At 34.5% G+C, this 20,219-nt stretch carries 21 protein-coding genes; 10 read left to right on the top strand and 11 right to left on the bottom strand.

Annotated elements, in window-relative coordinates; translation table 11 throughout:
- The first annotated feature begins 123 nt into the window (after window positions 1–123).
- Window positions 124–687 (top strand): CAP family protein, encoded by a 564-nt coding sequence (locus tag NG655_RS00570; RefSeq protein ID WP_252157405.1) that lies wholly within the window; start codon window positions 124–126, stop codon window positions 685–687.
- 50 nt (window positions 688–737) lie between these two features.
- Here the strand turns inward: NG655_RS00570 and NG655_RS00565 are convergent, their stop codons facing one another.
- Both NG655_RS00565 and NG655_RS00560 read right to left on the bottom strand, forming a co-directional pair.
- The gene (locus tag NG655_RS00565) at window positions 738–1,025 is read right to left on the bottom strand and encodes a hypothetical protein (RefSeq protein ID WP_252157404.1); all 288 of its coding nucleotides are present in this window, start codon (window positions 1,023–1,025) and stop codon (window positions 738–740) included.
- A 102-nt stretch (window positions 1,026–1,127) separates the two neighbouring features.
- Window positions 1,128–1,376, bottom strand: coding sequence for a Kazal-type serine protease inhibitor family protein (locus NG655_RS00560; RefSeq protein ID WP_252157403.1), 249 nt, complete (start codon window positions 1,374–1,376; stop codon window positions 1,128–1,130).
- A gap of 168 nt (window positions 1,377–1,544) precedes the next feature.
- Between NG655_RS00560 and NG655_RS00555 the strand changes: the two genes are divergently transcribed.
- Window positions 1,545–2,795: an ammonium transporter gene (locus tag NG655_RS00555; RefSeq protein ID WP_252157402.1), complete on the top strand. Its 1,251-nt coding sequence runs from the start codon at window positions 1,545–1,547 to the stop codon at window positions 2,793–2,795.
- Window positions 2,796–2,819: 24 nt separating this feature from the next.
- On the top strand, window positions 2,820–3,161 hold the full coding sequence (locus tag NG655_RS00550; RefSeq protein ID WP_252157401.1) for a P-II family nitrogen regulator: 342 nt from the start codon (window positions 2,820–2,822) through the stop codon (window positions 3,159–3,161).
- A gap of 58 nt (window positions 3,162–3,219) precedes the next feature.
- Here NG655_RS00550 and NG655_RS00545 read toward each other — a convergent pair whose 3' ends face one another.
- Together NG655_RS00545 and NG655_RS00540 are read right to left on the bottom strand one after the other, a co-directional pair.
- Window positions 3,220–3,894 (bottom strand): NAD(P)H-binding protein, encoded by a 675-nt coding sequence (locus NG655_RS00545; RefSeq protein WP_252157400.1) that lies wholly within the window; start codon window positions 3,892–3,894, stop codon window positions 3,220–3,222.
- Between the two features lie 11 nt (window positions 3,895–3,905).
- On the bottom strand, window positions 3,906–5,186 hold the full coding sequence (locus NG655_RS00540) for an InlB B-repeat-containing protein (protein WP_252157399.1): 1,281 nt from the start codon (window positions 5,184–5,186) through the stop codon (window positions 3,906–3,908).
- Window positions 5,187–5,478: 292 nt separating this feature from the next.
- Here NG655_RS00540 and NG655_RS00535 point away from each other — a divergent pair, with 292 nt between their 5' ends.
- The 3 genes from NG655_RS00535 to NG655_RS00525 all read left to right on the top strand — a co-directional run bounded on the left by NG655_RS00535 (window position 5,479) and on the right by NG655_RS00525 (window position 8,559).
- Window positions 5,479–6,240: a hypothetical protein gene (locus NG655_RS00535; protein WP_252157398.1), complete on the top strand. Its 762-nt coding sequence runs from the start codon at window positions 5,479–5,481 to the stop codon at window positions 6,238–6,240.
- Window positions 6,241–6,395: 155 nt separating this feature from the next.
- Complete coding sequence (locus NG655_RS00530; RefSeq protein WP_252157397.1) at window positions 6,396–7,358, top strand: DUF1295 domain-containing protein; 963 nt, start codon at window positions 6,396–6,398, stop codon at window positions 7,356–7,358.
- The gene (locus NG655_RS00525; RefSeq protein ID WP_252157396.1) at window positions 7,345–8,559 is read left to right on the top strand and encodes a saccharopine dehydrogenase family protein; all 1,215 of its coding nucleotides are present in this window, start codon (window positions 7,345–7,347) and stop codon (window positions 8,557–8,559) included. The genes NG655_RS00530 and NG655_RS00525 overlap by 14 nt, the downstream gene beginning before the upstream one ends.
- A 12-nt stretch (window positions 8,560–8,571) precedes the next feature.
- Here NG655_RS00525 and NG655_RS00520 read toward each other — a convergent pair whose 3' ends face one another.
- Both NG655_RS00520 and NG655_RS00515 read right to left on the bottom strand, forming a co-directional pair.
- Window positions 8,572–9,279, bottom strand: coding sequence for a hypothetical protein (locus NG655_RS00520; RefSeq protein WP_252157395.1), 708 nt, complete (start codon window positions 9,277–9,279; stop codon window positions 8,572–8,574).
- Window positions 9,280–9,313: 34 nt separating this feature from the next.
- Window positions 9,314–10,282, bottom strand: coding sequence for a dienelactone hydrolase family protein (locus NG655_RS00515; protein WP_252157394.1), 969 nt, complete (start codon window positions 10,280–10,282; stop codon window positions 9,314–9,316).
- A gap of 130 nt (window positions 10,283–10,412) precedes the next feature.
- Here NG655_RS00515 and NG655_RS00510 point away from each other — a divergent pair, with 130 nt between their 5' ends.
- Window positions 10,413–12,701: a M20/M25/M40 family metallo-hydrolase gene (locus NG655_RS00510; protein WP_252157393.1), complete on the top strand. Its 2,289-nt coding sequence runs from the start codon at window positions 10,413–10,415 to the stop codon at window positions 12,699–12,701.
- Between the two features lie 59 nt (window positions 12,702–12,760).
- Here the strand turns inward: NG655_RS00510 and NG655_RS00505 are convergent, their stop codons facing one another.
- The 4 genes from NG655_RS00505 to NG655_RS00490 form a co-directional block, all read right to left on the bottom strand.
- A complete protein-coding gene (locus NG655_RS00505) occupies window positions 12,761–13,093 on the bottom strand; it encodes a hypothetical protein (protein WP_252157392.1) in 333 nt (110 codons plus the stop codon).
- Window positions 13,094–13,438: a DoxX family protein gene (locus tag NG655_RS00500; protein ID WP_252157391.1), complete on the bottom strand. Its 345-nt coding sequence runs from the start codon at window positions 13,436–13,438 to the stop codon at window positions 13,094–13,096.
- 282 nt (window positions 13,439–13,720) lie between these two features.
- Window positions 13,721–15,268: a C-type lectin-like domain-containing protein gene (locus tag NG655_RS00495; protein ID WP_252157390.1), complete on the bottom strand. Its 1,548-nt coding sequence runs from the start codon at window positions 15,266–15,268 to the stop codon at window positions 13,721–13,723.
- A 68-nt stretch (window positions 15,269–15,336) separates the two neighbouring features.
- Window positions 15,337–16,092 carry a hypothetical protein gene (locus tag NG655_RS00490; protein ID WP_252157389.1) on the bottom strand — a complete coding sequence of 252 codons (756 nt, stop codon included), beginning with the start codon at window positions 16,090–16,092 and terminating at the stop codon, window positions 15,337–15,339.
- Between the two features lie 133 nt (window positions 16,093–16,225).
- On the opposite strand from NG655_RS00490, the gene NG655_RS00485 reads away from it, so the two are divergent.
- Together NG655_RS00485 and NG655_RS00480 are read left to right on the top strand one after the other, a co-directional pair.
- Window positions 16,226–17,356: a nuclear transport factor 2 family protein gene (locus NG655_RS00485; RefSeq protein ID WP_252157388.1), complete on the top strand. Its 1,131-nt coding sequence runs from the start codon at window positions 16,226–16,228 to the stop codon at window positions 17,354–17,356.
- 16 nt (window positions 17,357–17,372) lie between these two features.
- On the top strand, window positions 17,373–18,101 hold the full coding sequence (locus tag NG655_RS00480; protein WP_252157387.1) for a hypothetical protein: 729 nt from the start codon (window positions 17,373–17,375) through the stop codon (window positions 18,099–18,101).
- A 65-nt stretch (window positions 18,102–18,166) separates the two neighbouring features.
- Here NG655_RS00480 and NG655_RS00475 read toward each other — a convergent pair whose 3' ends face one another.
- Window positions 18,167–19,066: a nuclear transport factor 2 family protein gene (locus tag NG655_RS00475; RefSeq protein WP_252157386.1), complete on the bottom strand. Its 900-nt coding sequence runs from the start codon at window positions 19,064–19,066 to the stop codon at window positions 18,167–18,169.
- Window positions 19,067–19,265: 199 nt separating this feature from the next.
- Here NG655_RS00475 and NG655_RS00470 point away from each other — a divergent pair, with 199 nt between their 5' ends.
- A complete protein-coding gene (locus NG655_RS00470; RefSeq protein ID WP_252157385.1) occupies window positions 19,266–20,135 on the top strand; it encodes a DUF1295 domain-containing protein in 870 nt (289 codons plus the stop codon).
- The last annotated feature ends 84 nt before the right edge of the window (window positions 20,136–20,219 follow it).

Genomic DNA, 20,219 nt, shown 5'->3' with positions numbered 1-20,219 from the left:
CTACAAGGTATAAAATTTATTATAGTTTAAACTTTGATAAACTTTACTTCAATTGTATATTAATGTCGTTAAGCCGTTCTCTCCGCAAAACAAGCTTATATTGTAATTTTAATTTATGTTTTTATGAAAAAGATCCTCCTATTAACTCTACCCTTTTTCCTTTTTGTAGCTGCTTCTAAAGATTTAGGAACTGAAAATATAGGATTAATTTCATCCCAAATTTTAACAGAGGAAGATCGTATTCTCTCTTTAAAAGTTCATAATGATGCAAGAAAAGAAGTTGGAGTTTCTGAACTTAGTTGGTCTAATGCTCTCGCTGCAGATGCATTGGTTTGGGCAAAAAATTTGGCTCTTAAAGATAAAATGTATCATTCTTCAAACGAAAGTAGACCGGAGCAAGGCGAAAATTTAGCGTACTCATTCAGTTCAACGAACGGAGTGCCTACTTTTAGCAAAACTCCAGGAAAAGAGGCTTCTATAAGATGGTATAATGAAATAAAAGATTACACTTATGCCGAAATTGGATCATCAAAAAACGCTGATGTTGTTATAGGACATTATACTCAAATGGTATGGAGTACAACTAAAACCGTGGGTATGGCTCAAGCTAGAAGTGCAACTGGAAATGTTTATGTAGTTGCACGTTATGGCCCTCCAGGAAATTGGGTTGGCAAACACCCTTATTAGATTACTTTAGAATTGTATGATTAAAGCACCTGTTCTATGAGAAGACCTCCTTAGAAATTATCTTTCTCAAACTCTTCAAGACTCCAAATCACCTCTGGGTTTTCTATGAAATCAGGAGTTGCAGCAGTAGCTTTTGCGTGGATATCTTCGTCTTGACCGTCAAAACGAACAACCCAATAATCGATTTTATTAATCTTAGAAATACCCTCAAGCAATTCTGCATCTATACTATGTTTATGCTTTAGGAAATGCGAAAAAAAATAACAGCTTTTCCAACTTTGATCTTTTTTAGGTTTAAATTCTAAAAGAAATTCATCGATTAAATCCTGTCTATTCATAGGTAAAAATATAAGTTATTATTGGAGGCAAAGAAAGACAATATTTATGTAAAATAAGGAGAGATAATTACTCTATTTTTCCGAATCTTTAGCCTGTAGCAATTAGTCACACCTTCCACTAGTATAATCTACAACTCCACTTATAGAAGCATAACATGAGTTAGAGTAGGTTATATTATTACAACCACATACGGGGTCATAAATTTCAATGCACACAGAATTTTCGTCAATAAGATTGTCATCTATACATTCAGGCTCGTTCCCTTTATCTTTAGAAGAACAAGCGGTAATAAATAAAAGAAACAATAGGTTTATGCCAGAAACTAAACGAATTCGTTTTTTGCTTTTCATAGCTTAAAGATACTTCTAATCTTAAGAATTTAGCAACTAACTTATTTTAAAACCTTTCTTTAAACAGACTTTTCTTAGGTAAAATTATTTTTTTGTTTTTTCTAGTTTATATTAGTAGCTCAATAAACCATTGAAACAAAACAATTAAACAAACACTAATTAAAATTTATGGAATTATCAGAAATTGTCTCCGGACAACCCGATTTAAATCATGCAATAGACACCGTATGGGTGGCATTGTGTGCTGCTTTAATCTTTTTTATGGAAGGAGGATTTGCCTTATTAGAAGCTGGATTTGTTCGTTCAAAAAACGCAATGAGTATTATAGCAAAAGTAATTATTGACATTATTTTTGGAGGAATGGCATTCTTTATTGTAGGATTCGGAATTGCTTATGGTGCTTCAAACGGCTGGTTTGCTTTTGACTTAGGAATCTCAGGTAACGACCTCGGACTTGGTCTAAATATCTCAAATAAATTATTTTGGTTCATCCAATTAGGATTTGCAATTGCTGCCATATCAATTGTATCGGGAGCTTTAGCAGAAAGAATGAAACTCGTTTCTTATACAATCTACGTTGTTGCTTTTTGCGCTATTATTTACCCTTTGGTTGCCAATTGGGTTTGGAATCCTAATGGCTGGTTAGCCGCAAGAGGATTTAATGATTTTGCAGGATCTGGTGCCGTACATGCTATGGGGGGTTTTGCTGCTCTTGCTGCTGCAATTGTTTTAGGACCTCGGATTGGAAAATATAATAGAGATAGGAGCGCTAATACAATTCCCGGACATAATCTTCCTTTGGCTGCTATTGGTGCATTCATTCTTTGGTTTGGATGGTTCGGTTTTAACCCAGGATCTACTTTAGGTGCTGTTGGAAATTGGGAATTAATAGGGACGGTAGTTACCAATACGTTCTTAGCTTCTGCAGCAGGAGGAATATCTACAATGATTTATACTTATTATAGTTATGGGAAAATTGATATTACCATGGTTATCAATGGAGTCCTTGCGGGATTAGTAGGAATTACAGCTGGGTGTAATGTAGTTGAAGCACATTCAGCAATAATAATTGGAGCAATTGCAGGTGTTTTAGTAGATGTAGCAGTAATATTCATTGATAAACTTCAAATTGACGATCCTGTTGGAGCAGTTGCAGTTCATGGTGTAAACGGTCTTTTTGGAACATTAGCCGTTGGACTATTTGCCGCTGAAGGGGGTCTCTTATTTGGTGGTGGATCTGCTTTGTTTGTAACACAACTTATTGGGGTTATAACCATTGCATCATTTTCTTTTGTTGTAACTTATATATTATTCAAAATCATTGATAAAACTATCGGAATTCGTATTTCAAGAGAGGAAGAAATCGCAGGAATTGATGCAGCCTCTTTCGGTGTAGAATCGTATTCTACCCACGAATAATTATTAATCTTTAAAACATTTATTATGAAAAAAATAGAAGCAATTATACGACCTTCGAAATTAAAAGCGGTACAGCAAGGATTAAAAGATGCTGGCATACCCTGTCTTACGGTGCTTCCAGCTTCCGGATCTGGGCTTCAAAAAAGTTTTACAAAAATATACCGTGGTACAGAACAATCTCTTACTCTACAACAACGCACGATGATTATTTGTGTAGTAAGTGATGAGAATTTAGATAAATGTGTGGACGCTATTTTAGATAATGGATCTGATGGTCAGGTTGGAGATGGAAAAATATTCATCTACAACGTGGAGGATGCTATTCGAATGAGTTCACGAGTTCGTGGAAATGAAGCAATTCATTAGAACCGAATGCTTTCATTTAAAAACGTGTTGCCTCGAGCTTTCGAAGCAATGCGTTTTTTTATTTACCAAAGCCTTTTTTCTTCCAATCAATTAAAATAGAATTCTCAATAATTTTGTTCCCTTTAGGTGGATTTTTAGAAACATACACCATTGCTTTTGCTACAAATTCTGCGGCTATGGGTTTCAGGTTTTTTGGGAACATAAAAGCAAATAAAGGCATTATAAATTGCGCTATTAATTCACCGAATCTAAACTCAGATCGCTTTCCAATTAAAAGAGAGGGCCTAAAAATAACCGTCGAAATTAAATTAAGGTTAGAAACAGCAGCATCAATTTCTCCTTTAAGTTTCATGTAAAAACCAGAACTTTTACTATTTGCACCCGATGAAGAAACATACAGAAAGGACTTAACGCTCTCGCTTTTACAAGCTTTTGCAATGTTATAAGTTATCTCAAAATCAATTTTTCTGTAGGCTATTTTATCCCCCTTTACATTTGCTTGCGTTGTACCAATTGCAGAGAAAACAATGGAACTGTTTTTTATACTATGTTCTATTTCCTCTGGATTAGAAAAATCAATTTGAAAATTTTCTACTTTTGAACTTTTAGATTTAAAAGGACTTCTTGAAACGACAATAATTTTTGAGAACGAATCGTCATCAATTAAAAGTTTAATTAATAGACCTCCAATTAATCCAGAGCCTCCAAAAACGGTTACTTGTTTAGTTTCCATGTTCTGTGAATCTACTGCTCAAGAATACTAAAGTCAGAAAATAAAACAGCTTCATCCCTAATGTCGTCAGGGTAAATCAGGCTTCTATAAACCCCCCATTTTGGTCTAGAAAAAGTAGCTTCAGGACGCCAGTTAATAATAGAATCATTAGAATACGAAAGGAGTACTTCTTCTGTTAAAGCATTTTTTAATTCAATACTATAGGAACCATTAGTGGCATATAGAATGGTTTCTGTTACTTCAATCCACTGGCCAATAAAAGGTGTTATATCGGTATCTGTAAGAGTAATTTGACTATCTGTTTCTGCATAACGAAGTTCTAGTTCGTCTGGAGACCCTTTTCTAGTCGTCAAAGTATACATCGGCATACTAGAATATGCTCCTCCTACCGATTTAATTTGGTGTATGTGTGTAAATTTTGGGGAAGATTGGAAGCCTTCGGGTAATTTAAATTTCCAAGAATACGTTACACGTTCGTTTTCCGTTCCTTTTAAATTCTCAGGAGATTTATCATACGTTTTTATTTCATTTCGTTGACGATCAAAATTAATACATCGGTCGTTATCTGGACTTACATGTATGTGAAATTTAAATACATTTTTAGATAAAACCTCATCGTAAACTTCCTCAATATGTCTTCCAAAATCAGCATGATTACAATCTGGAGTCTCTACTGGATTATTTCCTGGAGCAAATACAGAGGTGATTAATTCATAAGTATCACCAGGCCCATCAGCATTTAATACAACTGCTTGTCTTTCTGCCTGCTGCTCAATGAATGTTGCAAATATGTTTTTATTTTCATTTAAGGTTATATCAAATTGATTTGAACTTGATGACTCGGATCCAGTCCATCCTGCAAACAACCAACCATTTGCTGGAGTTGCATTTAAACGAACCACAGTTCCCGAAGGGTATTCATCAGTTGTTTTTGCAGAATTAACAACTTCCTTTGAAACGTCTCCTTCACCAATTTTAGTAACGCTTAGCGTATAATTACTTCTAATAAAGTTTGCAGTAATGTTTTTGTTAGCCGTCATACGAACGGTTAAAGGGTTTTGTTCACCACTAGCAGATCCAGTCCAACCATTAAATTCATACCCCGCTGCCGGAACCGCCTCTACGCTTACATTCGAATTCTCTTGATGTGGACCTCTTTCATAGGTTACACTACCACCTAAAGATGCTACGACATTTAGAATATAAGTTTCTGCAGGTACTTCAGGAGCTTCTGTACTTCCTTTTGAACAAGAAAATAACAACAAAACAGAAAGAGCAAATAAGTTTTTCATTAGATTTTTTTGGTAATTTAAATGGGAGATTTTAAAAAGGTTATTTCTTTTTTCTTCGATTTGCAACCTTATCTCCTTTTCTTTTAGGTTTACTATATTTTTTAGCAATCTTAAATTTGTAGGAACCGCCCAAATTTACTTTTTTGTTTTTGGGTTTTTTCTCATGTTCTTCCATGACTTCAAATATATGGATTCTACCAAGAAATCAATTAAAATATAAACTTTCTGGGAACATTTGTTTTGTAGGCAAAAAAGTATAACTTGCATTATACAACTCTTAAAACTATATGTTATGAAAAATTTTTTAAGCTTAATTGTGTTAACTTTTACTTTATTTCAAGTACAAGCACAAAATGACGAACCAATTCTTTTCATGTGGTACGGTCAAATTAAAACTTCAGATGCAGCGGAACATCTTCAGTTAGAAAAAGATTATTATTCTAAATTCCATCAACAAAGAGTTGAAAATGGAGATATTTTAGGTTGGGATATGTGGCAGATTATGAATCCAGATGTTAACGATATGACTACGACTTATATTTATGTTTCATTAGTTAAAGATTTTGCTTCCATTGGCAAAAACACCCCGATAAAGTCTTTAAAAGGGGTCTCTCAAAAAGAGTGGGATGCTGCTCAAAAGAAAGCAATGGGACACTATCTTAAAACTTATCAAGTAGTTGCTTCTATAAAAGGGTCTTTCGGAACACAAGAAGCAACAGGACCTGCAGACTATGCGGTAATTAATTATATGGAGGTTGATCCATATCAAACTGAAGCTTACGAAAAATTAGAAATCGAAACCTTCTTACCCATGTTTAAAGATGAAAAAATAAGAAAAGGCTGGGCTTTACATAAAGTATTAAATCATTTTGGATCAGATCGTCCTGTAAATTACATAACAGCAGATTTCTACGATTCTATTCAAACAGTATATAAAACTCGAAACGGTGCCATTGCATTGAACGATGAAGACCTTAAGTTTTGGAAAGGTATAGACGAAATTCGTGAGCTTAAGAATTCACATATCCTTAAAAGAATATTATCTGTTAGATAAGTTGTGAATCTTAATGATTCAACTAGTAGTTGTTTTTTAGATTAACAGTAATTAAACCTCGGTCTTATCCGAGGTTTTTTTATTTAAATCAAAGTATAATAATTGTATCTTTCATGGAAGATATAAATTGATAGCCCCAGGTTTAAACAAAATAAATGAATACATTTTATAAAAACATACGAAACAGAAGTCTCGGATATCTGCCCTTTTTGTTGTGTCTTTTACTTTTATATTCTACTCCTGTATTAAGAGAATTTACTTTAGTTAATGGCGCAATTCAATTGTTTCTTTTTGTTTTAGTTGTTTGTATTCCTGCCTATATAACCAAGCGCATGTCCTATGTAGACATCGGTTGGCCTTGGGGTTTAGTTTGTATTGGACTCTTGGTTCTTTTTTTTAGCGAAGGGTATTGGCTTCGTACTTATATCGTCGGAGCTATGTATTTAATTGCCGGCCTAAGAATGGGAATTGGGGCTTTGGTTCTTTGGTACAAAGGTCATTTAAATACAGAATTAACGCGTTACCAATATCAAAGAAAACGATGGATTAAACAAGGCTACAAAAATGACAATCTATCTCTGCAATACGAAATTATGATTCAGTGTCTTGCAAACAGCTCTTTTTTGGCTATTCCAGCGATGCTTCAAGCATACAATCCCTCAGAATTTATTGATCCACTTGAATTAATAGGGTATTGTATATGGATCATCTTTTTTGCTTTAGAGCATGTTGCAGACATTCAAAAACAAAAATTCTTAAAGAAGTGTAGATTAGAAAACAAAAAAAGACAAGTTTGCAAAGTTGGATTATGGAAGTATACCCGACACCCCAATTATTTTGCAGAATGGATGGTTTGGAATGGTTTGATTATTTCTTCGGTTCCTTCTTTAAAACAATATTTTATAAATGATGTAAGCTTAATAGGAGTTTTGTTGTTACTAGCCTTAGTTTATATATCCCGAATTATGTACACTACTTTGGTTTATTATACGGGAGCAATTCCAGCAGAATATTATTCTGTTCAAAAACGTCCAGATTATAAAAAACACCAAGAGACTACACCTATTTTTTTTCCAAGTAAACCAAAAAAATTAAAATATAGAAATGAAAATGACTAAAGAATTTGATGTAATTGTTTGGGGTGCTTCCGGCTTTACTGGCAGACTAGTTGCTGCATATCTTTATAAACAATATGGAGTCAATGGAAGTTTAAAATGGGCGATGGCAGGGCGAAACCTTCAAAAATTAGAAGAGGTGCGCAAGGCGGTTGCTGATAAAACAGTCCCTTTAGTTATTGCAGATAGCGATAATGAAGAGAGCTTAAAGGAACTTGTATTAAAGACCAAAGTAATATGCACAACAGTTGGACCTTATGTTACTTATGGTTCTAAACTGGTTGCTGCTTGTGTTACTTATGGGGCTCATTATTGCGATCTTTCGGGAGAGGTTCAATGGATGAGAACTATGATCGATAAACATCATGATCAAGCAAAGGCAAAAGGAGTTAAAATAGTTCATACTTGCGGGTTTGATTCAATCCCTTCAGACATGGGAGTTTATTTTACGCAAAGAGAAGCTCAAGCTCAAAAAGGGCAACGAGCTAAAAGAATTAGAATGCGTGTTGCAGGAATGCGTGGAGGACTTAGCGGTGGAACTTATGCGAGCTTAAGTAAGGTTTTAGAGCAGGCATTTAAAGATAAAAGCATCTACAAGGTTTTGGTTAATCCTTACGGCTTAAACCCTGCTGATCAACAAGAGGGCGATGACCGACCGGATTTGAAAAACGTAAAATATGATCCAACTTCAAAAAACTGGATAGGTCCTTTTATAATGGCAGGGATAAACACAAAAGTAGTGCGTCGTTCCAACGCACTGATGGATTATTCTTATGGGAAAGACTTTAGATATGACGAAGCAACTATGTCCGGCCCAGGTTTTAAAGGTAGGATAAAAGGAATAATGACCGCTTTACCTCTATTAATGATGACCGCTAAACCCGGATCTGTCTTAAAACGTTTTGCAAACAGAATTCTACCTAAACCAGGGGAGGGACCCACAAAAGAACAACGCGAAAACGGATTTTATAACCTTAGGTTTTATGCAACTTTAGAAGACGGCTCTACTGCTTTTGTAAAAGTAACAGGAGATAAAGATCCTGGATATGGATCTACTTCAAAAATGCTTGGAGAGTCTGCGGTTTGTTTAGCAAAAGATAAACTACCAGAGGTTAGCGGGGTTTTAACACCCGCTGTTGCAATGGGGGATGCACTAGTAGACCGACTTGAAAAAAACGCAGGATTAACATTTAGCTTTAAATAAAAATAAATTTTATTAGATGCCTTGAACAGAACTTAACTTAAGTTCATAAAACCATATTTTATGAAGTTGAGGTAGTTTCGCACCCCGGCTTGTTGTAATCCATTCTTCCCAAGTTGCTGGAATTCCCCCAAGAGGATATTTTTGAACCCACATTTCATAGGATATAGGAATTGATTCATTGTTTAAATACCACAAATAAGAATCACCGGGTGTATTTCCTCCTTTGGTGTAGGTTACAAGAAGAGCATCGTTTTCATTTTCTACTTTAACTAATCTGCGTTCAGTGCCTGAATCGAAAACTTTAAAAGGAGCAACTAGCCAGAAAGAATCGTTGTTAAATTTTGATAAAGCCTTATTAATTATATTAATTTTATCTGGACCATTATATTCAGTTTCATCTAGAAAAACTAAAGAGCGTTCTTTTTTTATGAGATTTAATTCAACCTCAACATTCTCCCAAATGACAGTACATCGCCCCTGATTTTTAAACCATTGATATTGTGTTTTTCCTCTAAAAGTCCATTCAATATATTCGGTATTTTTATAGGAATCATAAGATAAAGACTCCAGCATTTCCCTGGCTAGTTGATCCGCTTCTTCACCTTGTTTGCCTTCTGGCAGGGGTTTGTTGTTGGTAAACAAAAACAACGTAAGTATAACAAATATTAAAAAGAATATACCCAGTAAGGAGAAACCGATAATTTTAAATATTTTTTTCAAAAAGAATGTTTTTTTAAAGTTAATTTTTACGAATCTACTCTTTCAAAGTTGTATTCATAAACTCTTTTGCAAATGAAAAAGATTTTTTGCGAGCTTGTGGATTTCCTCCTATATCAACGCCTCGTTCTACACAAAAAATAAATCCTATCTTTTGTAGCAAGGGATTAGACATTGGAATATTCAAATAATTCATGAGGATGTCTCCTTCCTGGGTTAATGTAAATACACAATCCTTAAAGCTATATCCCTTTTCATTTCTTTGTACAGGAGTTTCACTATCAAAAGAATGATGTGCATTCGGGAAGGTAGTTAAGTTTATATTTGCATTTTCACCTAGCTTTTCAATAAGACGAGAACACGGTGCCGCAGGTGTCCAATTGTCTGATTCTCCTATTAAAATGTGAATGGGAGCTTTTGTAAACTCTCGGTTTTCCGGATCAATAAAACAAGGAGGATAAAAGGCTAAATGAGAAGCGAAACTATACTCGGTTGTTATTGCGTTTTTTACTGGCATCCATCCAGAAAAAAGGGACACGCCACCTCCTAAACTCCAACCAGTTATAGAAACCCGGTCTTTGTCAATATTTGGATGAGCAGAAAGTTTTTCTAGAGCTCTGTACGCGTCTAAGATAATTGCAGCAACAGTAACCTGATCTTGTGATCCTACTGTTGAGGTTATGTTCCTGCTTTTAAAACTATTGAGTTCAAAAGTTGCAAAACCGTCTTTCTGGTACATGTCCATATATTCAAGATGATGTTTTCTCCAGCCTAAACTTCCAGCCACTCCTATTATTAAAGGATACTTCTGTTCAGGATTTAGGGAATCGATAGGGATTGTTAATTTCCCAAAAACAGTTTGTCTTTCTTGGTTTTCGAGATCCAAAATTATATCACTTAATGAAAAGGGATTGGCACTTTCAAAGCTTATTTGTTCTTTTTTAAATTGACCTTGAGACTGAAAACACCAAACCATTAAAAGGGATAACAATGTAATTCTTTTCATAATTCACTATGATTAATAAGAAGCTTAAGTTAATTAAACTTTTCAGAACCTGTTATTGTTTTTAGATTTTCATGAGATTTGGACCAAACCTATTCGTTATTTTATTAATACATTTATAAAAAACATCCGGATGAAAAAAGCCTCTACATTATCGTTCTTCTTACTATTAGCCGCCGTTTATTTTAGTTTTTATAATCTAATGCCGCGTTCTATTTCTTCCTTAGAAACAGCAGAAACCGAATTTTCAACCGAAAGAGCATTAGTTCCCCTTAAAGAAATTACAAAAGCTCCACATTATGTTGGAACAAAAGAAAACAAAAGGGTACGAGAATTTTTAATTCAGCAACTTAAAGAGCTGGATCTTAATCCAGAAATACAAAGAGGCTATGTTTTAAATGAAAAAGAGAAGCGGATGAACCAGCCGGTTAATATAGTTGCTAAAATAAAGGGTACAGAGTCCAAAAAATCACTTTTAGTGTTTTCTCATTACGACAGCGCTTTAACTCCTTCTTTTGGAGCAAGTGATGCTGGGAGCGGCGTGGTTACTATTTTAGAATCTCTTAGGGCTTTTAAAGCAACCGGAAAACAACCCAAGAATGATATTATAATATTGTTTACCGATGCAGAAGAAGTTGGACTTGTTGGGGCTAAATTGTTTGTACGTGAACACCGCTGGGCTAAAGATGTTGCTTTGTCTCTAAATTTTGAATCTAGAGGAAGCGGAGGTCCAAGTTCAATGATTGTTGAAACAAATCATGGGAACAAAAATCTTATCAAAGGATTTAAGCAAGCAAATCCGGACTTCCCCCTAGCGAGTTCTTTGCTGTATAGCGTTTACAAAATGCTTCCTAACGATACCGACTCTACAATTCTTAGAGAGGAAGGTGATATCGACGGGTTGTTTTTTGCGTTCATAGACGATCATTTTGACTACCATACGGCAGGGGACAATTTTGAACGAATGGATCGAAATTCACTAGAACATCAGGGAAGTTATTTAATGCCTTTACTTACTTATTTTGCAGATGCTGATTTAGATTTAATTAAGAGTGCCGAGGATCATGTATACACTAACTTTCCGATACTTAAAATGATTAATTATCCGTTTTATTGGGTAATCCCCATGATACTTATTGCAGCTCTTTTATTTATTGTACTTCTGTTCGTTGGTTTTAAAAATCATACCCTCCAGTTTAAGCCTATTTTAAAAGGATTTTTGCCTTTTTTATTTTCAATTCTCATGGCATTCTTTTTGGGGTTCTATGGGTGGAAAACGATTCTAAAAATATATCCCCATTATTCAGAAATATTGCATGGATTTACCTATAATGGACACGCATATATTGGATTTTTTGTATCCTTTTCTTTAGCCATTTGTTGGTTCTTATATTCTAAATTTCAAAGAATAGAAACTGCCGCTAATCTTATGGTTGCTCCTCTGATTATTTGGTTGGTTATTAATGCTTTAATTGCCTTTTATTTAAAAGGGGCAGCTTATTTTATTCTACCTTTTTATTGCGCTTTAGTTTCTTTTTGGATCTTAATAAAAAGAGAATTTACTTCTGTCTATATCCATTTATTATTGGCACTTCCGGCAGTTCTAATTTTTAGTCCACTCATTCAAACCTTTCCTGTGGGACTCGGTTTAAAAACTATAGTAATCAGCACCATTTTTACTGTTCTACTTTTTGGACTAATTCTTTCTGTAATTCATTCTTTTGAATATAAACAAAGAGTAACGCAAGGGTTTATTTTAGTAGCATTTGGATTCTTTTTATACGCTCATTCAACCCACGATTTCAGTGAAGATCGAAAGAAACCAAATAGTTTGTTATACACTCAGAGTTTAGAAGAACAAAAAGCTCATTGGCTAACCTATGACACTACTTTAGATGATTGGTCAAAGGAATACCTCGGGACCAACCCAAAGGTAGCGTCATCACTTATAAGTTCTGTAGCTCGGAGTAAGTATAATTCAGGGTTTACCTTTGCTTCAGAAGCACCTTTTTATGAGATTCCACATTACGAATCAACAACCCTTAAAGATTCTGTCTTCGGGGGAAAAAGAGCTGTAACCATCAAACTTGAAGCAAATAAAAAAGCGGATGTTTTAAGACTGTATGTAAATCAGGATATAAATTTTGATTCTTTAAGTTATAACGGGGTTGAGGTTTCGGAAAACTTGTCCTACACAACAGAAAACAACAGGTTACTTACTTTTTATGTTCAAGAACAAGATGCACTCGAAATTTCATATACAATAGCTAAAGACACGGAACTTTCTTTTACACTAGATGAATACTCTTTTGATTTAATGAACAACCCATGGGTAAAAATGTCTCCAAGAACAATGAGTATGATGCCTAAGCCCTTTGTGTTTAACGATGCACTGGTTGTAAAACAAAAAATCACTCCTTAGCGGATTTATTCTAATGAGGTGTTCCAGATTAATGATTTAAAAAAAGAGACAATCTAAAATTAAATGTTCCAAAAGATGTATCCGTTTAACAACATATAAAAGAAAGAAGGAAACGATTGAATAAAACTATCTTTTAATCGAATTCGAACTATAAAACCGAGTAACATGAGTACGGATAAACCCAGAGAGCTTGTGTTCCATAAGGTCAGGTTATAGTCGGTTAATAAGATTGCAAAAGCACCAATTAATTGAAAAAATCCAGTGGTGGTTCTGAACTTAGATAGCCCATATCGTTTAAATTCTTTTTTGATGAAAGGGTTAAAAAAACAGCTTAATCCAAAACCAAGAAAAGACACCCCTGAAAAATATGACAACCAATAAATTAGCCCCATTTATATTAGATTCAAGTCCCTAGCAATTATAAAAACCGAAAGACAGAGCAATGAAAACGCAGGTAGATATTTTTTAATAGGGTTACGAACACTAAAGTGTGCATAGAGAGCACAAGCCATTAAAAAAGCGATTCCTGCAGCAGAGAAAAGAATTAAAGCAGGATACCAAATCCCAGCAACCAATAAGGTGGCTAAAGAAATTTTTGCTGCCCCAACCATACTTCTAATTAAATCCGATAATCCGTACTGTTTAAATTCTTCTACTATATTGTCAAATCGAAACACCCATACGATTCCAATAGACGCAGCAATTATTACTTGAGAAAGTGTAGTTAGTAATTCCATTTTTTTATTTAAATATAGTAAAAATATATCGAGCTAGAGCTCTTCTAGACAAATAAGAAAGAAGTTCCAAGTTCAAGTTTATTAAGCTTAAAGACGACTAAATAAGTGGGTTTAAAAATTCAGGTTACACAAACAGGAAGATAAAAATTGCCTCCCTTGCCAGGATTAAGAGAATAATTTGAGAGAAAGAACCAAATATTTCTGAGTTTGCACGGATTATATTTTACCCTAAACAAACAAAGCAGTTAATTCAGATCTAAACGAGGTTCACTGAAATTTTAATCAATTACAAGAATATTTACCAACAATAAGCCCATTCGATTTTTGGACTTCCAGTATTTGATCAAATCCTCTTAAATGAAAATAGGCAAAGTCAGAACCCTCCACGAGCTGAGAAGGATAAGAATATCGTATGTTATAAATAATATAATTTCCAATTTGAGGCTCTATAATAATACCGTCATGATAGGCTTGATTATAATTATTAGCCTGAATTTCATTACAAAGAAACCCTTCTTCAGCAATAGTAATAGTTCCAGAAACAACCGATGTCTTGTAAATATTACTCAAATAAACAGGTCCTGTTTTCGGCGGGTTAAAGTTTACAACATTGTTTGTTTGAGTCGAGGAAGCAACATTACTAGCAGCATCTAAGACACTTCCTACTGAAGGAAGTATTGTCAGCACCTCTCTTCCTGTAATTGGTAATCCATTCATGGGAAGATTCAGGTCAATAACACGACCATAAACAGCAATTGAAGTTGGATTTACAGAGTTTAAATTAGCGGCACTTCCGTTTTGATCGATGCTTAAGGTAAAGTCTGTATTTAGAATAGGATTAGTTCCGTCTGTAAATATAGGCTCGTTGAATACAACCCGTACACTAGAGTTGTCATCAGACATTTCCGTACTTACAATATAAGGGGCTACCATGTCATTTAGCCCTACAATATTAGCTCTATTCGTTTGACTAATTGCAGAGACACCTGCGCAATTAAAAATGGAAAAAGGGGCTGTAACTGGGTTAACAGTTACTACTTCATCACCATTAGGAGTCCCATTCAATGCAATAGTTATTTGATATGTTAAGGGAGCAGCGCTATTATCTACAGGAGTTCCATCATCCCAGTACCAACCTCCAGTCGGCTCGCTGTAGTCTACAGCGTCTGGATATTGTCTTAATCCAATCCAAGTACTTCCAACACTAGCTTGGTGGTTATTGACTAAATAATCATATTCTTCTTGTGAATTATAAACTAATAAATCTGCTCCTATTCCTAAAGCAATCCCTGCTGCGGTAGCATCAGCTTTAGAATCAGTCCAACTTTTAGCTGTATTTGCTCTATAATAAGAGTGTGCACAGTCTGAACCTTCGGGCCAAGTTGCAAAATAAGTATAGCCACTGATTGTAGGAGATGCAGAACTAATAACTTCTAAGACACCATCCAAAATTTGGTTATTAGGATAATCGTTTATCAGACCACTGGGCCAATGATGCGCATAATCTTCCCCTCCCGCATTATTTGGCTCCCCGGATTCCCAATTGACATTAAAATTAAAATTCCCCAATTTTGTAATCGTTATTGGAGTTGTAGAGGCTAGAGTTGCAGAACCTCCACTAAGACTTAAACTGAAGTCATTTACTTCAATACAAGTCAATGTACTACAAGATGAATTAGAGTATATTTCTTGGTCAAAAGTAATGTTTATTTTTACATTGTCATCAGAAATTGAAGTCCCAGTTATGGGAGATAACTGACCAAAAACCATAGGTCCTAAGAAAAAGAAAATTAGGATTGAGCTTAAATAAAAACAGCTTTTTTTAAACATAATTATAGTAGTGGTAAACAATTCATTCAAATGAAAAGGACACTCAAATATAAATTTTAAAATACAATTTAAACCTTATTATTCAATTTTTGTAGGGAATTAAGTAAACGATTAAAACCGTAAACTTGAACTAATATAGAGCCCATAAAAGTCAATACAATTGATTTTTGAGCAATAACCTGAAGCATGAGTTCATTTTCTGTAAAGACTTTACCGGGACCTATTTGAGGGCCAAAAAAGATAATCCTCAAATAAATAAAAAGCACCACACAAAACAATAAATATCCTACTGCATAAAAGTTACTTATGAATCTAGAGTTGTAAATGGTTAAACTGTGTAAAACACAGAGAATAAAAAGAACTAGAAAAGCACTGTTTGCAAAAAACACATGAGCTTCAAAATGTAAATCGTGAGGCACAAACCCAACTCCAGCGTATAGAATACCTGATAAAACCCCAACAGGTTTTGTAATCGAAGCCAATTTCTTTGCCCTCAGTGTATCTTCTATGATTTCAAAAACCTTTTTAAATTGAATGTAAAAAAACATTAGTGTAGCTCCGATCAAAATTAAACTTCCATTAAAAAGCAGCATTGAAGGCGTGTTGTCTTTTTGAATAATCAAGGGATTAGTTTCGTCTGTATTGGTTTTAAAACTTCCCAATTCGGATAAAAAATTATGTGTAAAAGAGTATCGATCTGATTTAAAACTAATGATTTCTTTTTCAGTTCCAGGGTGAATATAAGCTGCAATTAAGCAACAGAAAAAAAATAGGGTAATAGAGGCGACAGGAAGTTTTACGAGACCAATTTTTAAATTTTTCATCTGTTATAAAAATAATATAGTTACTAATAATTAAAACTAAATATAAACTAAAATTAATTGTCAATTGCAACCCTATATAGATTGCGATTTACAATTAATTTTGTTAAGTTTGAGTAAATTAAAACACTATATTATGAAAAAACTACTCTTTATTTTTCTTTTGAGTTCAGGTATTTTATCTGCTCAATGGTTCGAAAAAACATCCTGTAAAAAAAGTGCAGCTAAAATTTCAAATGCAGCAATCGAGTCGATGGCTAATCTAGAATATTTGTCCGCAATGGGAATGGCAAAAGCAGCTTTGTTACTAGACCCTGACTGTGGATGTGCACAATTAACCTTAGCAGCTATTAGTTCTCCAAATCCAGATTGGGGGAGCCAAAAAGCGAAACTTGAAGCAATTAACTATACTGAATTAAGCGCTGAAGAAAAAGCATGGTATGGTTTTTTAATGACTCCTTGGGCTGATCGACCAGCTGCTGCAAAAGCAGCCATTGAAAAACATCCAAACAGTCCGATTATAAACTTATTAGGAACCAACCCCAGGGACATGATGACTTATAAAAGCTTTGCCGAAAAATTTCCGCAACAGTCATCCGCCGCATATAATATGATGTCTTATGCTTACTTGAGGGGAGACTATGGAGAACCGGATCAAGAAAAGGCGATGAACTATGTTAAGAAGTCTCAGCAAATGCACGACGGTCCAAATTCATATGATTCTATGGCAGAACATTATGCTTCTCTTGGTGATTTTGAGAAAGCTTTAGAGCTAGAACTAAAAGCAATTGACTTTGCTACTTTTGCTTCTCCTTACAGTCAAAATGCTCAAATTTATTTCTCAAAAATCAACAAAGAAGACCTTTCTAAAGAGTTAATGAAAAAACAAAGAGAGGCACAGGATGCAATTACCAATCAAAATTATGAGACTTTCTCAAAGTTTGAGCATCCCGAAATTAATCACATTACAGGAGACTCTAACCTTTCTCCTTTCTATACTTTTAGTAAAGCTTCTTTTGATGTAGAACCTGCAATTACTTGGAACAGATTTGACATGAACGACATGCAGGTTAATTTCTCTCCAGATATGAAAACTGCAGTTCTTACTTTTTATGGCGACGGAAGCTATGTTTTTAAAGACACTAAAGAAGAAGTAGCTTATAGTACAAGAGGTTCTTCTGTGTGGGTTAACACAAATCAAGGATGGAAAATCATGCATAGTTCATGGGCTCCAAATAAAGACGGAAAAGGAATTCCACAATCGTAATCTAACAACTATTCTTATGAAAAATTTATTACTCGTATTTACAATGCTGACCTCAATAGCAGTATCAGCACAAATCATTATTTTTCACCCGGTAAAAGTACCTGCCGATGTTAATGAACACTTTTTGAACGTTGAACTAAACTACAGTAAAAAAACAGCTCAAGCTGCTGTAGATAGCGGGGAACTTCAAACTTGGGCATTACTACAGCACACAAACCCTGAACCAGACGGATTCAATTATATGTGGGTAAACGTATATAAAGATATTGAATCTGCAACCAGTGGACCCGGTTGGTGGTCTAATTCTAAAGAGGTATTGGGTGTCGATAGTTCGGTGTTATACAGCGGATTTGGTGAACTTCAAATGGGGAGAAGATTTATTTATAAACAAGCCATTGAACTTCCAGCGACAGGTGCTGCTTCTTTTGTAATCTTAAATTTTACTGAAAGTGACAAAGTAGACACTCATGTAAAAGAATTGAGAAAATACGTTTTACCACATTTCAAAAAAGAAATGAACGATAATGGGATGATTGGTTTTGGAGTTGCAACTAAGATTACTCCTCAAGGAAAAGATGTTGCTACGATGATGACTTATGACTTTTATGATACCCTAACAAATGCAATGATTCATTTGTCTGGCGGAGGAGTCGTCTCGGGATTACCCATGGATAAAATCACAAATATATCTTGGACTATGCGTCCTTTAATGAAGATTATAGACAGTACGGTGCCTAAACAGTAGCCTTAGTTTTACGGAATAAAAAAACCCTGTCAATCCATTGACAGGGTTTTTTATTAATTAAACTATTACTTTAATTTAGGCTGGTGAAACTGATTGACTTGAATTACTTTACCATCAACAATTTTAAATCCTTCATGCGCGTAGTATGAAGAAATAGAACCATCCGAAGCGGTTATTGTTTCTTCAGTCCATAAAAGAACCCATTCTTCTCCGTTTTCGTTTACAACGGACATCCATGCCATTGGATTTATTTTAAATTTATTTTCTTTCATATAACCTTCAAATGCAGATTTGAACACCTCAATTCCAGCCATCGTGCTACCATCTGCATTATTAATAATAATGTCAGGATGAATTAAACTTAGTGCCTGGTCAAAGTTATTAGTCTCCGCTGCTTTTTGAATGTCAAGTACTATTTTAGAGTTTGCAGGATTCCCTATTTTCCAACTACTAGAATACACAGCTTCATAGCCATAATCTATAGAACTATTTGTCATAGCACTTACCTCAGTATTCAAACTAGTAGGGTCGTAAAAATACATCGCAGTTACGATTTTATCTCCCTCCCATTTGTACGCATAATGGCCAGGAATTTCGTTCGCAGTTCCAGTATAGTTTCCTTCACCCTTCCACAAGCCCCACGACATGGTCCATTTATCACCACTTTTATAGGTAGCCGTCTCCGTATTTAACCATCCCCAACTTATGTTTTTATATAAAACATGGTGTGACTTAAATCCTTCAATCAACTGTTTCTTCGTATATTTTTGAGTAGATCCCAAATAAATAGTAGCATCGTCTGCTAGAATAGTTTCAAATAATTCAAAGTTGTTGTTTGCATAGTCATCATGTAACTGTTTAATCAATTCTGCTTTTTTGTCATAACGGATTTTTCCGGTACTATTTGGTCCTTGAGCGAAAATAAATCCACTGAATAGAAGGAATGCGATAATTAATTTTCTCATAAATTTAGTTTTAGTTAATCGTTAGAATATATTTTAATTGCAATTCGCAATACATAAATATATTAAATAAATATTGTTAAATCTTATACTCCCTCTCTTTTTTAGGGGGCATGACGAAATAATGCATCAGTTATTTCAGAAAAAATGAAAACTAATTACTTAAAAACAATAGCTTATATTTGATAAAAAACAGGTTCCTATGAAAGACATGATCCAACGTATAGTTGCAATAAGCGCAGTCCTTTTAATCAGCATAGCATTAAATTTTGCAACAACACAAGACCTTATTTCATCGGAAGCAGCTTCCATCGGATTTCATGTATTAATCCTTATTTACGCAATTCAATTGGTTGTTTTTCTTATTTCTTATGCGCTCAAAACAGAGCATTATTATGACTTAACCGGTGGGATTACCTATATATCGGTGGTGGTTTATACCATTTATCAAAAGAATCTTATGGGCGAACTCGATTTGCGTTCAATTGTTTTAGGATCTCTAATTTTAATCTGGGCAGCCCGTTTAAGTTCCTTCTTGTTTTTGCGTGTTAAAAAAGTTGGAAAGGACCGACGTTTCGACAAGATTAAAACAAATTTCACTCGTTTCATGTTGGCTTGGACGCTTCAAGGGTTTTGGGTTTTTATGTGTACTTTACCTGCAATTACAGCAATTGCATCGGAATCTAAATCAGCCGACTTATTTTTAATTGGAGGAGCTGCTCTTTGGCTTTTTGGATTCGTTGTAGAGGTTATTGCCGACACCCAGAAATCTAAATTCAACCAAAATCCAAAGAACAAAGGCAAGTTCATTTACTCTGGAATATGGTCTATATCGAGACATCCAAATTATGTGGGTGAAGTTTTGTTATGGACAGGAATTGCAATTATTGCGATTCCATCACTTTCAGGGTTACAATATATTGCTTTGATATCGCCAGTATTTACCTATTTATTACTCACCCGAGTAAGTGGTGTTAATCTTTTAGAAGCTAGTTCTGATAAAAAATGGGGGAACGATGAAGACTATATTCAGTACAAAAAAAAGACTCCAATTTTCTTTCCGTTTGTCTAAGATTACAAGCTTGAATTTCCGGATTTAAATTTAGTTAAAAACCATCTTTTTGTATTTGTTTTTATATGTACATTTGGAATAGAA

Origin of the sequence: Candidatus Arcticimaribacter forsetii (genome assembly GCF_910589745.1) — a bacterium.
GTDB classification, from domain to species: Bacteria; Bacteroidota; Bacteroidia; order Flavobacteriales; family Flavobacteriaceae; genus Arcticimaribacter; species Arcticimaribacter forsetii.
This window is presented reverse-complemented; position numbering and strand designations above follow the sequence as displayed.

Excerpts from the sequence above, each read along its gene's own strand:
- NG655_RS00475 (WP_252157386.1), bottom strand. The coding sequence starts at position 19,066 with ATGAGAAAATTAATTATCGCATTCCTTCTATTCAGTGGATTTATTTTC.
- NG655_RS00570 (WP_252157405.1), top strand. The coding sequence starts at position 124 with ATGAAAAAGATCCTCCTATTAACTCTACCCTTTTTCCTTTTTGTAGCT.
- NG655_RS00495 (WP_252157390.1), bottom strand. The coding sequence starts at position 15,268 with ATGTTTAAAAAAAGCTGTTTTTATTTAAGCTCAATCCTAATTTTCTTT.
- NG655_RS00485 (WP_252157388.1), top strand. The coding sequence starts at position 16,226 with ATGAAAAAACTACTCTTTATTTTTCTTTTGAGTTCAGGTATTTTATCT.
- NG655_RS00500 (WP_252157391.1), bottom strand. The coding sequence starts at position 13,438 with ATGGAATTACTAACTACACTTTCTCAAGTAATAATTGCTGCGTCTATT.
- NG655_RS00470 (WP_252157385.1), top strand. The coding sequence starts at position 19,266 with ATGAAAGACATGATCCAACGTATAGTTGCAATAAGCGCAGTCCTTTTA.
- NG655_RS00535 (WP_252157398.1), top strand. The coding sequence starts at position 5,479 with ATGAAAAATTTTTTAAGCTTAATTGTGTTAACTTTTACTTTATTTCAA.
- NG655_RS00480 (WP_252157387.1), top strand. The coding sequence starts at position 17,373 with ATGAAAAATTTATTACTCGTATTTACAATGCTGACCTCAATAGCAGTA.
- NG655_RS00505 (WP_252157392.1), bottom strand. The coding sequence starts at position 13,093 with ATGGGGCTAATTTATTGGTTGTCATATTTTTCAGGGGTGTCTTTTCTT.
- NG655_RS00560 (WP_252157403.1), bottom strand. The coding sequence starts at position 1,376 with ATGAAAAGCAAAAAACGAATTCGTTTAGTTTCTGGCATAAACCTATTG.
- NG655_RS00525 (WP_252157396.1), top strand. The coding sequence starts at position 7,345 with ATGAAAATGACTAAAGAATTTGATGTAATTGTTTGGGGTGCTTCCGGC.
- NG655_RS00550 (WP_252157401.1), top strand. The coding sequence starts at position 2,820 with ATGAAAAAAATAGAAGCAATTATACGACCTTCGAAATTAAAAGCGGTA.
- NG655_RS00545 (WP_252157400.1), bottom strand. The coding sequence starts at position 3,894 with ATGGAAACTAAACAAGTAACCGTTTTTGGAGGCTCTGGATTAATTGGA.
- NG655_RS00510 (WP_252157393.1), top strand. The coding sequence starts at position 10,413 with ATGAAAAAAGCCTCTACATTATCGTTCTTCTTACTATTAGCCGCCGTT.
- NG655_RS00530 (WP_252157397.1), top strand. The coding sequence starts at position 6,396 with ATGAATACATTTTATAAAAACATACGAAACAGAAGTCTCGGATATCTG.
- NG655_RS00515 (WP_252157394.1), bottom strand. The coding sequence starts at position 10,282 with ATGAAAAGAATTACATTGTTATCCCTTTTAATGGTTTGGTGTTTTCAG.
- NG655_RS00565 (WP_252157404.1), bottom strand. The coding sequence starts at position 1,025 with ATGAATAGACAGGATTTAATCGATGAATTTCTTTTAGAATTTAAACCT.
- NG655_RS00555 (WP_252157402.1), top strand. The coding sequence starts at position 1,545 with ATGGAATTATCAGAAATTGTCTCCGGACAACCCGATTTAAATCATGCA.
- NG655_RS00490 (WP_252157389.1), bottom strand. The coding sequence starts at position 16,092 with ATGAAAAATTTAAAAATTGGTCTCGTAAAACTTCCTGTCGCCTCTATT.
- NG655_RS00540 (WP_252157399.1), bottom strand. The coding sequence starts at position 5,186 with ATGAAAAACTTATTTGCTCTTTCTGTTTTGTTGTTATTTTCTTGTTCA.